The sequence below is a fragment of the Allobosea massiliensis genome, assembly GCF_042655245.1.
Classification (GTDB): Bacteria; Pseudomonadota; Alphaproteobacteria; order Rhizobiales; family Beijerinckiaceae; genus Allobosea; species Allobosea massiliensis.
The window spans coordinates 25,203-39,048 of the sequence record NZ_JBHSLU010000009.1; the positions used below are offsets into that span (position 1 = coordinate 25,203).

Genomic DNA, 13,846 nt, shown 5'->3' on the forward strand with positions numbered 1-13,846 from the left:
AGACCGGATGACGGGTATGGTCGCGGCGGCAGGCTATCACCGGCGTCGATTGGCGCAATCCGAAAGCGCGCGGCGGGTGGGCGGAGGGCGTTGGCTCCCCGCGATCGGCTGCCGGAAACGCTTGCAGGGGCTGTCGATCTGACGCTCAATGCCGGCCGTCGGGGTGGGAGGCGATCATGAGAGCCCGTTCGTTGCATCTGATCGTGTCTGCGGCGCTGATGCTGCCTGGCTGCGCGGCGCTGTCCGCCGGGGCGCTCGCACAGGCCCCCGCCGCCGCGGCCAATCCCCAAATCGCTGCGGCGCAGGTGAGCTTTGAGAGCCTGCCCGAGGCCGAACGCCGCGCGATCCAGGCCGATCTGATCTGGAGCGGGCATTTCAACGGCGCCGTCAGCGGCAGCTACGGGCCGCTGACCTTCCGCGCGATCAACGCCTTCAAGGCGGGGAAGGGCGCGCCCGACGGGTTGCTGACGCCGGCCGAGCGGCGCAGCCTTGCCCAGGCCGCGCAGGCGGCGCGCGAGGCAGCGGGCTTCCGCGTCATCGCCGACGAGCGCACCGGTCTGCGGATCGGCATCCCGGCCGCGGTCCTGCCGAAACGGGACGTCGCGCCGTCCGGAAGCCGCTGGCAGAGCGCCGACGGCAAAATCACGCTCGATACCTCGGCGACGCCGCTGGGCGAGACTCTCGAGGCCGTCTACGAGAAGGCCACCGCGCCGACGCCGAACAATCCGGGCCGTAAGATCACCTACAAACTGCTGCGGCCGGATTTCTTCGTCGTCACCGGCGAGACGCCGACCGGCAAGTTCTACCGCAGGCTCGCCTCGGGACCGTCCGGGTTGCGTGGCTTCTCGATCGGCTACGACAAGGCTCTGGCCCCTTCGGTCGACAAGCTCGTCATCGCGATCGCGGCCAGCTTCGAGCCGTTCCCCACCGGCCCGCTGCCCCAGGCTCCGGCCGTCGCCTCGGCCAGCGGGCCGACCGCCGGATCCGCTATCTCGGCCACCGCGGCCTCGGCAGCGGCCGCGCGGCCGACGGAGCGACACGCGACCGGCGTAGCCCTTGGCGAGCGCCTCGTCGCGACGGCGGCGGCGGGTATCGAGGGCTGCCGGACGCTGCGCGTCGGAGGGCGCCTCGCGCGGCTGCGAGGGGTGCCCGAAGCGGGCCTTGCGCTGCTCGATATCGAGGGCGGGGCAGCCCTGGCCGCGCCGGCCACCCGCTCCGAGCCGCCTGCGGAGGGGGAGGATCTCGTGCTGCTGGCCTTCGGCGAGGAGGGAGGCCGTCGCGTGCCTGTTGCCTTGCCAGGCCGGATCGTCGCGGGCGCGGCCGGTCCGGCCGTCCTGGCGCCACTCCAGCCTGGACAGGCGGGGGCGGCTGCCTTCGACCGGCAGGGCCGCCTCGCGGGCCTCGTCACGGGCAATCCGTCCGACCGCGTGCTGTTCGCAGGGGTCGCGCCGCAGCGCAGCCATGCGCTGGCGGCTGCGGCCGCGGTCCAGGCGGCGGCGAGCCGGGCTGGCGCGCCGCTGGTCTTGGCTCCTGCAGGAAGCGCCGACCGGAGCACCGGCGCCATCGTGGATGCGCGTGCGTCTGCGATCCTGCCGATCCTCTGCGGGTTGTAGAATTCCCTCGGAAGACGGTTGTCTCCGCGGCCGCAATCGGTTCAGATGCAACCGTCTACGCAAGAGCGCCCCGTCACGGGCGAGGAGCGCTCGGTCACTAAATCGATTTAGGGAGAGGAACCGAATGACCGACAACATCAGCAGGCGAAGCGTTCTGGCCGGGGCGGCCGCCGTCGGCGCATCGGGGCTCATCGCAGCCCCCGCCATCGCTCAGGCCAAATGGCCGAGCCGTCCGATCACCCTCGTCTGCCCCTGGGGAGCTGGCGGCGGGACCGATGCGACGGCTCGCATCGTTGCCGCCATCCTCGAGAAGAACCTCGGGCAGCCGGTCAACGTCGTGAACCGCACCGGCGGTTCCGGTGTCGTCGGCCACTCCGCCATCGCGACGGCGGCGCCGGACGGCTACACGATCGGCATGATCACGGTGGAAATCACCATGATGCACCATCAGGGCCTGACGGACCTCAACCCGACCAGCTTCACGCCGCTGGCGCTGATGAACGAGGATCCGCCGGGCGTCCAGGTCAAGGCGGATTCGCCGTACAAGGACATCAAGGCGCTCGCGGACGCGATCAAGGCCGCGCCCGAAGGCAAGTTCAAGGCCTCCGGCACCGGCCAGGGCGGCATCTGGCATCTCGCCCTGATCGGCTGGCTGCAGGCGATGGGGCTGAAGCCGAACCATGTCGCATGGGCGCCGTCGAACGGGGCGGCCCCGGCGATGCAGGATCTCGCCGCCGGCGGCATCGACATCGTCACCTGCTCGGTGCCCGAGGCTCGCGCCATGATCGACGCCGGCAAGGCCAAGTCGCTCGCCATCATGGCGAAGGCCCGCAACCCGCAGTTCAAGGACGTGCCGACGCTGAACGAGACGCTCGGCATCAACTACTCCGTCGGCGCCTGGCGCGGCATTGCCGGGCCGAAGGGTCTGCCGGAAGCCGTGCAGGCGACGCTGATGACGGAGCTCAAGAAGGCCTTCGACTCGAAGGAGTTTCAGGACTTCATGAACGCGCGCGGCTTCGGCATGACCTATCAGGACCAAAAGGGCTTCGCCGCCTTCATGGCCGAGGGCGACAAGGCGATGGGTTCCGCCATGAACGCGGCCGGTCTCGCCAAGAAGCCGGCGTAACGGTTCTGACGACCGCGACCGCGCGACATCTGCGGTCGCGGTCACGCCATCGTCCCGGTGCCGCGCGCACCGGGATGCGTCCTGTCTCAGAAAGTCTGTCCGATGCGCTTCAACGATGCCGTCGTCGGCACCGCGTTCCTGCTTATCGCCGGCGCGATGATCGCGATGACCTTCACGTTCCCCCCTTTCCCGGGCCAGAAATACGGCCCGAGCCTGTTCCCCCGGATCATCGGGGGCGGGATCATCCTCTTTTCCTTGCTGCTGATGCTGCGTGAATGGCGGGCCGGAGGACGCCCGCTGCTGGTGCTCGATGGTTGGGCCCGCAGTCCGCGGCGGCTGGCCTCCTTCGCACTGATGCTGGCGGCGATGCTGTTCTACCTCGTCGCGTCCGAGCCGCTCGGCTTCATCCCGACCGCCTTCCTGATCCAACTCGTTCTGTTCCTGTGGTTCGGCGTGCGGCCGGTCATCGCACTGATCGTGGCGGTCGTGATGACGATCGCGGTGCAATACTTCTTCGGCAACCTCATGCGAGTTCCGCTGCCGCGCGGCATCCTCGACAGCGTGCTCTGAGGAGACCGGCATGACAGCGATTTCAACCGCCTTCGGGCTGGTTTTCGACCCGACCGTTCTCGCGGTCATCATGGGTTCGGCCATGTTCGGCATGTTCGTCGGCGCCATGCCCGGCCTGACGGCAACGATGGCGACGGCGCTGCTGGTGCCGGTGACCTTCTTCATGGCGCCGGTTCCGGCGCTGGGGGCGATCGTCACCGCCACCGCGATGGCGATCTTCGCGGGCGACATTCCCGCCGCGATGCTGCGGATGCCGGGCACGCCGGCCTCGGCCGCCTATGCCGACGAGAGCTACGAGATGACCAAGAAGGGTCAGCTCGATCTCTGCATGGGCGTCAACCTGGTGTTCTCGGTGCTGGGTGGCATCTTCGGCGTCGTCATCCTGATCGTGCTGGCGCCGGTGCTGGCCGAGGTCGCGATCAATTTCTCGTCCTTCGAGTATTTCTGGCTGGCCTGCCTCGGCCTGACCTGCGCCGTCTTCATCGGCACGGGGGACCCGCTGAAGGGCCTGCTGTCGCTCTTCATCGGGCTGGCGATCGGCTGCATCGGCATCGATCCCGCGGCAGGACAGCCGCGCTTCACCTTCGGCAATGTCGATCTCCTCTCCGGCATCAACTTCATCCCGACGCTGATCGGCATGTTCGCGGTTTCCGAACTGCTGCGCGGCGCCGTGACGATGGAGAAGGGCGGGGCCGTCGTCGCCCAGGCTGTCGGCAGCCTGATGACCGGTGTCGGCGGCGTCTTCCGGAAGTACTGGTTCAACTTTCTGCGCGGTTCGACGATCGGGACCGTGATCGGCGCTCTGCCGGGCGCGGGGGCCGACATCGCGGCCTGGGTTTCCTATGCGGTCTCCAAGAAGACGTCCAAGGAGCCGGAGAAGTTCGGAACCGGCCATATCGAGGGCATCGTCGACTCGACCTCCGCCAACAACTCCGCGCTCGGCGGCGCCTGGATCCCGGCACTCGTCTTCGGCATCCCGGGCGATTCGATCACGGCCATCGTGATCGGCGTGCTCTACATGAAGGGGATGAATCCGGGGCCGAGCGTGTTCCTGCAGACGCCGGAACTGATCTATGCCGTTTTCATCATCTTCATCCTTGCCAACCTCATCATGTTCCCGCTCGGCTGGGCGGCGATCAAATCGGCCAAGCAGATTCTGCGCGTGCCGCGCAACATCCTGCTGCCGATCATCCTGATCTTCTGCATCGTCGGCTCCTACGCCATGACGAACTCGCTCTATGGCGTAGTCCTGATGGTGGTGATGGGCATCTTCGGCTGGTTGCTGGAAGAGCATGGCGTGCCCGTGGCGCCGCTGATCCTCGGACTCGTGCTCGGCGAGATGCTGGAGCAGAATTTCATGTCGTCGATGATCAAGGCGGACGGGTCGCTGATCGGATTCCTGTCGCGACCCATCGCCGGGGTGCTCGGTGTCTGCACGATGGCGATCTGGGCCTTCATGATCTGGAAGGCGCTGCCCTTCGGCGCCTCGCGAGCGGCCGTGGGCTCGGACGGCGCCAAGGCCTGACGTCGTCGCGATGATAGGGGTCGGGAAGGCGCCAGCCTCCCGACTTCTCTCAGCGCTTGAGGAAGGCGGCGAAGGCGGCCTGGGCCTCGGCCGAGCGCAGCCGTTCGCCGAAATGCCGCGCTTCCGTCGCCAGCGTCTCGGCCACGGCGGCCGCCTGGCCGCGCTTGAGGAGCATCTTGGTCAGCGCGACCGATTGCGGCGGCAGGGCCGCCAGGGCCTTCGCCTTGTCGAGTGCAGCCTCCAGCGCCTTGCCTTCGGCCAGGACGGCGTTGAGCAGGCCGGCCTCCAGTGCCGCCTGGGGGCCGAAGCTCTCGCCCAGCATCAGCAGCTCGGCCGCCCGCTTGGAGCCGGCCGCGAGCGGCAGCAGATAGCTCGACGCTCCTTCCGGGCAGAGCCCGAGCGTGACGAAGGGCATGCGGAAAAGCGCGCCCGTTCCGGCGAAGGCGAGGTCGCAATGCAGCAGCATCGTCGTGCCGATGCCGACGGCGAACCCTTCCACCGCTGCGACGACCGGCTTCGTCGCCGTCGAGATCGCACCAAGGAAATCCATGGCGACGCGGGCGCCGTCATCGGCGGAAGCCGCGAAATCGCGGATGTCGTTGCCACTGGTGAAGCAGCCGCCCGCGCCGGTGACGACGATGGCGCGGATCTCGGCATCGGCTTCCGCCGCGGCGAAGGCCGCGATCAGGCCGAGGTAGCTGGCGCGGTCGAGCGCGTTCTTGCGCTCGGGCCGGTTCATCGTGATCTGCAGGACGCCGGGCGCTACGGTTTCGGTCAGAACGGCGCTGCTCATCCCCGGATCTCCATCCCTCAAGCCCGGCCGGGTTCCGCGCATCGATGCTCCTGGGCCCGGCTCTCGCAGGCAGGCTTGGCATGCCGCTTCGGCGGGGGTCAAGCCGGAGCCCTGCTTGACAAAGGGGACCTCCGCCATGTCCTCCTTCGCCCTCGGCCGGCCACGCCCCAGTGCCGGCACAGCAGGGACGCATGCCTATGGAGACCGTCCGGCTCGCCCGTCAGGGCGAGATCGCGATCGCGACGATCGACAACCCTCCCGTCAACGCTCTCGGCCAGGCCCTGCGGGCCGATCTCGCCCGCGTCATCGCGGAGGCGGGCGCCGATCCGACGCTGAGCGCCATCGTGCTGGCGGCGGCGGGCCGCGCCTTCATCGCCGGCGCCGACATCAGCGAGTTCGGCAAGCCGCCGCTCGCGCCCTATCTCCCGGACGTGCTCGATGCGATCGAAGCCTGCCCGAAGCCGCTCGTCGCCGCGATCCAGGGGGCGGCGCTCGGCGGCGGTCTCGAGGTCGCGCTCGCCTGCCATGGTCGCGTCGCGGCGCCGACCGCGTCGCTCGGCCTGCCCGAGGTCAGGCTGGGACTGATCCCCGGTGCGGGCGGCACGCAGCGCCTGCCGCGGCTGATCGGGGCGGCGAAGGCCTTCCCGCTGATGCTCTCGGGGGAGCCCGTCAATGCCGGCAAGGCGCTGGAGCTCGGGCTGGTCGATGCGGTGACGGGCGAGGATCTCATTGCCGCCGCCGTGGCGCAGGCGCACATGCTGGCGAGCCGGGGCGCACCGCTGCGCCTCAGCGAGGCCGGCGCGAAACTGACGGCGGCCGATCGAGCGGCCTTCGAGGCGCTTGCCGCGGATGCGCTGAAGAAGTCGGCCGATCTGCCGAATGTCGCCGCCTTGATCGAGGCCGTACGCGGCGCCTTCGAACTGAACTTTGCGGAGGGGCTCGCCGTCGAGCGGGCGCTGTTCCTGAAGCTCGTCGCCGATCCGCGTTCGGCTGCGCTGCGGCACGTCTTCTTCGCGGAGCGCGAGATCGCTCGCGTGCCCGGCATCGGCGCGGACGTGCAGCCGCGCCCGATCGCAAAGGCTGCGGTGATCGGGGCTGGTACGATGGGCGGCGGCATCGCCATGTGCTTCGCCAATGTCGGCATCCCCGTGACACTGATCGAGCAGGAGCAGGCACAGATCGACAACGGCATGAACCGGGTCGCGGCGATCTATGAGATGTCGGTGACGCGCGGCTCGCTGACGCCGGAAAAGCGCGATGCGCGCATGGCGCTGATCACGCCTGCGGTCGGTCTCGCCGCTGCCGCCGAAGCCGACATCGTGATCGAGGCCGCTTTCGAGGAGATGGGCGTCAAGCAGCAGATCTTCGCGGCGCTCGACGGTATCGCCAAGCCCGGCGCGATCCTCGCCAGCAACACCTCCTATCTCGACGTGCCGACGATCGCGGCGGCGACGCGCCGCCCGCGGGACGTGCTGGGGATGCATTTCTTCAGCCCGGCCAATGTGATGAAGCTGCTGGAAGTCGTACGGCCTCAGGGCGTGGCCGAGGATGCGGTGGTCACGGCGATGGCGCTGGGCCGCCGGCTCGGCAAGGTGCCGGTCGTCGTCGGCAACGGCTTCGGCTTCGTCGGCAACCGCATGCTGGAGGCGCGCACCCGCGCGACCGAGCGGTTGCTGATCGCGGGTGCGCTGCCGCATGAGGTCGATGCGGCGCTGACCGGCTTCGGCTTCAAGATGGGCCCCTGCGCCATGGCCGATCTCGCGGGCAACGACATCGGCTGGCGCTCGCGCAAGGCGCGCGGCAAGACGGCGGCGGTGGCGGATGCGATCTGCGAGGCCGGCTGGTTTGGCCAGAAGACCGGGCGCGGCTATTTCCTCTATCCGGAAGGGGCCCGCAGCGGCCAGCGCGATCCCGAGGTCGAGGCGCTGATTGCGCGCATCTCTGAGGAACAGGGCCTGACGCGGCGAAGCTTCTCGTCCGATGAGATCCTGTCGCGCCTGCTCGACCCGATGGTGAACGAGGGCGCGCGGATCCTCGAGGAGGGCATCGCGGCGCGACCCGGCGACATCGATGTGATCTGGCTCAACGGCTACAACTGGCCGGCCTGGCGTGGAGGGCCGATGTACTGGGCCGATACGGTCGGTCTAGGCGCCATCGTCGCGCGGCTGGAGCAGCAGGCGGCCGAGACCGGCGACGCGACGCTGCAGCCGGCGCCGCTGTTGCGCCGGCTCGCGGACGAGGGCAAGGGCTTCGCCGATCTGAAGACGCGATCCGCCTGACCGGCGCGAACGACACAATCACAGCACAAGGCAGGAAGACACGCTCCATGACCGAAGCCGTCATCGTTTCCACGGCGCGCACGCCGATCGGCAAGGCCCATCGCGGGGCCTTCAACCAGGTCCGCGGCGCCGACATGGCGGCCCATGCGATCCGGCACGCGCTGGAGCGGGCCGGGCTCGAGCTCGAGGCGGTCGAGGAGGTGGTGATGGGCTGCGGCTATCCGGAGGCCGCGACCGGGCTCAATGTTGCACGCCATGCCGCGCTGGTCGCCGGCATCCCGGTGCAGTCGGCCGGGGTCACGGTCAGCCGCTTCTGCGCCTCGGGGCTTGAGGCGATCGCCCATGCCGCGCGGCGGGTGGTGATGGACGGGGTGCCGGTCGCTGTCGGCGGCGGCGTCGAATCGATCTCGCTGGTGCAGCCGGTGACCCGGCGCGACCTCGCCCAGAACGAGTGGCTGCTCGCGAACAAGCCGACGATCTACACGACGATGATCGAGACGGCCGACATCGTGGCGCAGCGCTACGGCATCTCGCGCCAGGCCCAGGACGAGTTCTCGCTGGCGAGCCAGCAGCGCACAGCCGCAGCCCAAGAGCGCGGTCTGTTCGACGACGAGATCGTGCCGATGAGCGCCGTGATGACGGTCACCGACAAGGCGACCGGCGAGGTCAGCCAGAAGTCGGTCACGCTGGCGAAGGACGAAGGCAACCGGCCCGACACCACGCTGGAGGGGCTGCTCAAGCTCAAGCCCGTGCGCGGCGAGGACCAGTTCGTCACCGCCGGCAATGCCAGCCAGCTCTCGGACGGCGCCTCGGCCAGTGTCGTGATGTCGGCCGCGGAGGCGGCGCGGCGCGGTCTGTCGCCGCTCGGCATCTTCCGCGGTTTCGCGGCTGCCGGCTGCGAGCCCGACGAGATGGGCATCGGCCCGGTCTTCGCGGTGCCGCGGCTGCTCGAGCGCAACGGCCTCACCGTCGCCGACATCGATCTCTGGGAGCTGAACGAGGCCTTCGCCTCGCAGTCGCTCTATTGCCGTGACCGGCTCGGCATCGATCCCGACAAGGTCAACGTCAATGGCGGCGCGATCGCGATCGGCCATCCCTTCGGCATGAGCGGGGCCCGTCTCGTCGGCCATGCGCTGCTGGAGGGCCGCCGCCGCAAGGCGCGCTATGCGGTGGTGACGATGTGCGTGGCGGGCGGCATGGGCTGCGCCGGCCTGTTCGAGATCAACCCGGTCTGAACCAAACCGGCGCTGCCGCGTCTAGGTGAGGGCGCGCCGCCATGGGGCGGCGCCAAGGGGGGAGATCCGAAACGTGGCCTCGGGACTGTTCGCACTGCTCGACGACATCGCCGGGATCGCCAAGGTGGCGGCGGCGTCGGTGGACGACGTCGTCGCGCAGGCGACCAAGGCCGGCACCAAGGCGGCCGGCATCGTCATCGACGATGCGGCGGTGACACCGCGCTATGCGGTGGGTTTCGCCGCCTCGCGCGAACTGCCGATCATCTGGAAGATCGCGCTCGGCTCGCTGAAGAACAAGCTGCTCTTCCTGCTGCCCGGCGCGCTGATCCTGGCGCTCGTCGCGCCCTGGCTGATCACGCCGCTCCTGATGATGGGCGGCGTCTATCTCTGCTACGAGGGCGCCGAAAAGATCGTCGAGCAGGTCGTGCCGCATGCCGCCGCGACGCCGGCGGAAGCCGGTAAGGCGGCGCTCGATCCCAAGCTGCTCGAGGAGCAGAAGATCGCCGGCGCGATCAAGACCGATTTCATCCTCTCGGCCGAGATCATGGCGATCACCCTGTCGACCGTCTCGACGGCCTCTTTCCAGATGCAGGCGATCGTGCTGGCGGTGGTCGGCATCGGCATCACCGCGCTGGTCTATGGCGCCGTGGCGCTGATCGTGAAGGCGGACGATGTCGGGCTCGCACTAGCCCAGCGCCGTTTTGCGCCTGTGCGATGGTTCGGGCGTGCGCTGGTCGTCGGCATGCCGCATTTCCTCACCGCGCTCGGCGCCGTCGGGACGGCCGCCATGCTCTGGGTCGGAGGCGGCATCATCATCCATGGGCTGGAAGAGTTCGGGCTGACCATGCTGGGCCATGCCAGCCACGACATCGACGCCGCGGCCGGCCGCTGGCTGCCTCTCGGCGGCATCGTCGAGTGGCTGGCAGGGGCGGCGTTCTCGGCCATCTTCGGGCTCGTCGTCGGCGGCGTCGCGATCGTCGTGATGCACTATGCCGTCGAGCCCGTGCTCAAGCGCGTGCGCGGCGCCTGATCCTCAATCCAGCCAGGTGGTGAAGCCCTCGACCGGCTCGCGCTCCGCGACGAGTCCATTCTGGGGCGCCGCCGGATCGGCATGGCCGATGGCGATGCCGCAGACCACGATCTCGCTTTCGGGGATGGCGAGTTCGCGCCGCACCACCGGGTGAAAGCGCGCGAAGATCGCCTGCGGGCAGGATTGCAGGCCATGCCCCTGTGCCGCGATCAGCAGGCTCTGCAGGAACATGCCGAGATCGATCCAGGAGCCGATCTCGAGATCGCGGTCGACCGTCAGCATCAGCGCGACGGGGGCGTCGAAGAAACGCAGATTGGCGGCGCTTTGGCGCTTCATGCCCGCGACATCGCCCTTGGCGACGCCGAGCAAGCCGTAGAGATCCCAGCCGACCTTGCGTCGGCGCGAGAGATAGGGCTCGCGGAAGGTCTCGGGATAGTAGCGATATTCCTCGGACTGGACGAAGCCGGGATCGTCCAGGGCCGCCAGCAGGGCGCTCTCCAGCCGTGCCCGCGCCTGCGGCCCGATCACGCGCAGCTTCCAGGGCTGCATGTTCGTGCCGCTCGGCGCGCGGGACGCAACCTCGATCAGCCGGTGCAGCAGGGCGGGGTCGACCGGCGTCGGCAGGAAGGCGCGGGTGGCGCGGCGGGAGGTGATGGCCTGCTCGACGGCCTGCGCCGCGCTCGATGGATTCATGGTCGCTCCGTCCGCACTCCCAGCTTCAATAGGCGGCGAGCAGAGAGCCTATCGGCGCCTCGACGCTCAGCCTCACGCCCTGCGGCTCGTAGGTGATCCGGGACGTCCCAGCGAGATAGCCCGACAGCGCCTTCTCGATCACCTGGGAACCGAAACCGCGGCGGACCGGCTCTGCGACGGGAGGGCCGCCGCTCTCGACCCAGCTGAGCCGAAACTGATCATCATCCAAATCCCAAGACATCTCGACGAGACCGTTATCTCCCGAGAGGGCGCCATACTTCACCGCATTGGTCGCCAGTTCGTGGATGGCGAGAGCCAGGGCCATCGCCGCCCGGGAGGCGATCCGCGTTTCCGGACCCGTCACGCGCACGCGCTGACCCAGCCCGTAAGGCTCGAGGATCGTCGCGCTCAGTTCGCCCAGCGTGGTCTCCGAGACGGCGCTGGTCATCAGCACGTCCTGCGCCTGGCCGAGCGCGTGCATCCGCGCGGCAAGATGATCCCGCGTGCCGGCAATGTCGTCGCGATGCAGGCGCATCGTCTGGTTGACGATGGCGTGGACCATGGCGAGCATATTCTTGATGCGATGGTTCAGCTCGCTGGCGAGGAGCTGATATCTCTCGCGTTCGCCCTGCAACTCGGAGATGTCGCGCGAGACGGAGAGAATGGCGTGAGGCTGCCCATCGGCGCCGAGGATCGGCGAAACCTGCACGTCCCAATAGCGTGGATTGCCAGCCGCCGTGTTGGCGGCGCCTTCGAAGCGGTAACTGCGGCCGGCCCTGGCCTCGGCGATGGCGACCGACGCGTCGCGATGGCCCTCGCGCTCCCAGAAGCTCGGCCAAGGGCAACCTCTCAGGGCGTTGAAGTCACTGACTTCCATCACCCGCATTCCGCCTTCGCTCATGAAGGTCAGACGGCCTTCGAGATCGAGCACCTTGATGCAGTCGTTGGAGGCGGCGAGCACGCTCATCATGAAGCGCGCATCTGGCTCGTAATGGCTCGTCACGCTGGGTCCCGGGATCTGCGAGCGCTCGGTCATCCGCCCGACCGGGAGCCTGTTTCAGAATAGTCTCGGCCGGGCCACCATCGCAACGGGGCGACCAAGGCCCGAGGCTGCAACCCACTCCGGACGATCGCGTTCCCGGCCGCCGCAAAAACGGCCGGGAGAGTGCCTAGTCGCGGGATGCGACGAACGCCGCATGCTCCTCGACCAGCGCGCCGGAGAGCGCCTTGGCGATGAGGGCGCGGGTGTTGGCGAGGCCATAGATCGCGGCGAAGGAGCCGAAGCGCGGGCCCTGATCCTCGCCGAAGAAGACCTGGTAGATCGCCTTCCACCACTCGCCGGAGACACCGGGCCGCTCGGGGGTCGCGTTCTTGGCGGTGAGGTTCTGGTAGCGCGGGATGGCGCGGGCGACATCGAGCGCCGTGTCCTGCACCGTCTCGGCGCTCGCATCCGCCGGCAGGGCGGCCAGCGCGGCGTCGAGCGCGGCAAAGGCCGCTGCTTCCGTCTCGTCTGCGAGGCGGTAGTTCTTCGCCGGCTTCACGAAGTCGCGGAAATAGGCGATCGCATAGCCGACCAGCGCATCGAGACGCGGATGGGTTTGCGGCGAGATGCCCGGCGCGTAACGCTGGAGGAAGCCCCAGAGCACCGCCTTGTCCTCGGAATTCGCGACGGCGACGAGGTTCATGAGCAGGCCGAAGGTGATCTGCGCGCGCGCGGCGTTCTCGCCCTCGCCGGTGGCGATGACTTCAGGCTGCGGCGGCTCGCCGTGGTGGAGGTGCCAGACGGGATTGCCGAGCCGGTTCTTCCAATCCTGGCGCTCATAGCCGCCGAGGAACTGCAGATACTCGTCGACAGCGCGCGGAATGACGTCGAAATGCAGCTTCTTGGCTTCGCGCGGGCGCTGGAACATGTAGAGCGCCAGGCTCTCCTGCGGGCCGTATTCGAGCCATTGCTCGATCGTCAGGCCGTTGCCCTTCGACTTCGAGATCTTCTGGCCCTGCTCGTCGAGAAAGAGCTCGTAGTTGAAGCCCTCGGGCGGGGTGCCGTCGAGAGCGCGCGCGATCTGCGAGGATACCTTGACCGAGTCGATCAGGTCCTTGCCCGCCATCTCGTAGTCGATGCCGAGCGCGACCCAGCGCATCGCCCAGTCCGGCTTCCACTGCAGCTTGACCTGGCCGCCGGTGACGGGCGTGACGAAGCGCTCGCCCGTGCCGGGATCGGTCCAGGTGATGGTGCCGGCCTCGACGTCGCGCGCCTCGATCGGGACCTGCATGACGACGCGCGTCACCGGGTGGATGGGCAGGAAGGGCGAATAGGTCGCCGCCCGCTCCTCTCGCAACGTCGGCAGCATGATCTTCATGATGGCGTCGTAGCGCGCCAGCATCTTCAGCAGCGTCGCGTCGAACTCGCCGGCGCGGTAGCTGTCGGTCGAGGACTTGAACTCGTAGTCGAAGCCGAACTGGTCGAGGAAGGCGCGAAGCCGCGCATTGTTGTGGCGGCCGAAGCTGTCATGCGTGCCGAAGGGGTCCGGCACCTCGGTCAGCGGCTTGCCGAGATTGGCAGCCAGCAGCTCCTTGTTGGGGACGTTGTCTGGCACCTTGCGCAGCCCGTCCATGTCGTCGGAAAAGGCGATCAGGCGGGTGGGCACGGCATCGCCGGTGAGCACGCGAAAGGCATGGCGAACCATCGAGGTGCGCGCGACCTCGCCGAAGGTGCCGATATGGGGCAGGCCAGAGGGGCCATAGCCGGTCTCGAAGATCACCTCCGTCTTGCCCGATTTCTCGATCCGCGCGACGAGCTTGCGAGCTTCCTCGAACGGCCAGGCGGCCGAACGCTGGGCGGCGTCCACAAGGGCGGGGTCGAAAACCGGCATTTGGGGTGGTGTCCTCTCCAGATCCTGCAAAATGCGAGGGAGGGGCTTTCGCAGATTGCGAAGGGCGGCGTCAATGACGGGATGCGTCGATCGAGCGCGGACCTCTCTG

11 protein-coding genes are annotated in these 13,846 nt (G+C 68.6%); 7 read left to right on the top strand and 4 right to left on the bottom strand.

Annotation, left to right across the window (positions count from 1 at the left end; genetic code table 11):
* Nucleotides 1-176: 176 nt before the first annotated feature.
* The 4 genes from ACFPN9_RS06045 to ACFPN9_RS06060 all read left to right on the top strand — a co-directional run bounded on the left by ACFPN9_RS06045 (nucleotide 177) and on the right by ACFPN9_RS06060 (nucleotide 4,834).
* A complete protein-coding gene (locus ACFPN9_RS06045; protein WP_377815917.1) occupies nucleotides 177-1,613 on the top strand; it encodes a serine protease family protein in 1,437 nt (478 codons plus the stop codon).
* A 124-nt stretch (nucleotides 1,614-1,737) separates the two neighbouring features.
* Complete coding sequence (locus ACFPN9_RS06050) at nucleotides 1,738-2,739, top strand: tripartite tricarboxylate transporter substrate binding protein (RefSeq protein WP_066721246.1); 1,002 nt, start codon at nucleotides 1,738-1,740, stop codon at nucleotides 2,737-2,739.
* A gap of 102 nt (nucleotides 2,740-2,841) precedes the next feature.
* Nucleotides 2,842-3,309, top strand: a complete 468-nt coding sequence (locus ACFPN9_RS06055; protein ID WP_066721244.1) for a tripartite tricarboxylate transporter TctB family protein — start codon at nucleotides 2,842-2,844, stop codon at nucleotides 3,307-3,309.
* Nucleotides 3,310-3,319: 10 nt separating this feature from the next.
* Nucleotides 3,320-4,834, top strand: coding sequence for a tripartite tricarboxylate transporter permease (locus ACFPN9_RS06060; protein ID WP_066721243.1), 1,515 nt, complete (start codon nucleotides 3,320-3,322; stop codon nucleotides 4,832-4,834).
* 49 nt (nucleotides 4,835-4,883) lie between these two features.
* On the opposite strand, the gene ACFPN9_RS06065 is transcribed toward ACFPN9_RS06060, so the two are convergent.
* Nucleotides 4,884-5,627, bottom strand: coding sequence for an enoyl-CoA hydratase-related protein (locus ACFPN9_RS06065; RefSeq protein ID WP_066721242.1), 744 nt, complete (start codon nucleotides 5,625-5,627; stop codon nucleotides 4,884-4,886).
* A gap of 191 nt (nucleotides 5,628-5,818) precedes the next feature.
* Between ACFPN9_RS06065 and ACFPN9_RS06070 the strand changes: the two genes are divergently transcribed.
* The 3 genes from ACFPN9_RS06070 to ACFPN9_RS06080 all read left to right on the top strand — a co-directional run bounded on the left by ACFPN9_RS06070 (nucleotide 5,819) and on the right by ACFPN9_RS06080 (nucleotide 10,171).
* Nucleotides 5,819-7,906, top strand: a complete 2,088-nt coding sequence (locus tag ACFPN9_RS06070; RefSeq protein ID WP_066721240.1) for a 3-hydroxyacyl-CoA dehydrogenase NAD-binding domain-containing protein — start codon at nucleotides 5,819-5,821, stop codon at nucleotides 7,904-7,906.
* A gap of 47 nt (nucleotides 7,907-7,953) precedes the next feature.
* Nucleotides 7,954-9,141, top strand: a complete 1,188-nt coding sequence (locus ACFPN9_RS06075; protein ID WP_067253515.1) for an acetyl-CoA C-acyltransferase — start codon at nucleotides 7,954-7,956, stop codon at nucleotides 9,139-9,141.
* A 73-nt stretch (nucleotides 9,142-9,214) separates the two neighbouring features.
* Nucleotides 9,215-10,171, top strand: a complete 957-nt coding sequence (locus tag ACFPN9_RS06080; RefSeq protein WP_066717916.1) for a DUF808 domain-containing protein — start codon at nucleotides 9,215-9,217, stop codon at nucleotides 10,169-10,171.
* 3 nt (nucleotides 10,172-10,174) lie between these two features.
* Here ACFPN9_RS06080 and ACFPN9_RS06085 read toward each other — a convergent pair whose 3' ends face one another.
* From ACFPN9_RS06085 to ACFPN9_RS06095, 3 genes are all read right to left on the bottom strand, one after another.
* Nucleotides 10,175-10,864 (bottom strand): nitroreductase, encoded by a 690-nt coding sequence (locus ACFPN9_RS06085; RefSeq protein WP_066717913.1) that lies wholly within the window; start codon nucleotides 10,862-10,864, stop codon nucleotides 10,175-10,177.
* Nucleotides 10,865-10,889: 25 nt separating this feature from the next.
* Nucleotides 10,890-11,900 (bottom strand): HWE histidine kinase domain-containing protein, encoded by a 1,011-nt coding sequence (locus tag ACFPN9_RS06090; protein WP_066717911.1) that lies wholly within the window; start codon nucleotides 11,898-11,900, stop codon nucleotides 10,890-10,892.
* Between the two features lie 133 nt (nucleotides 11,901-12,033).
* A complete protein-coding gene (locus ACFPN9_RS06095; protein ID WP_066717909.1) occupies nucleotides 12,034-13,737 on the bottom strand; it encodes a lysine--tRNA ligase in 1,704 nt (567 codons plus the stop codon).
* Nucleotides 13,738-13,846 lie beyond the last annotated feature (109 nt).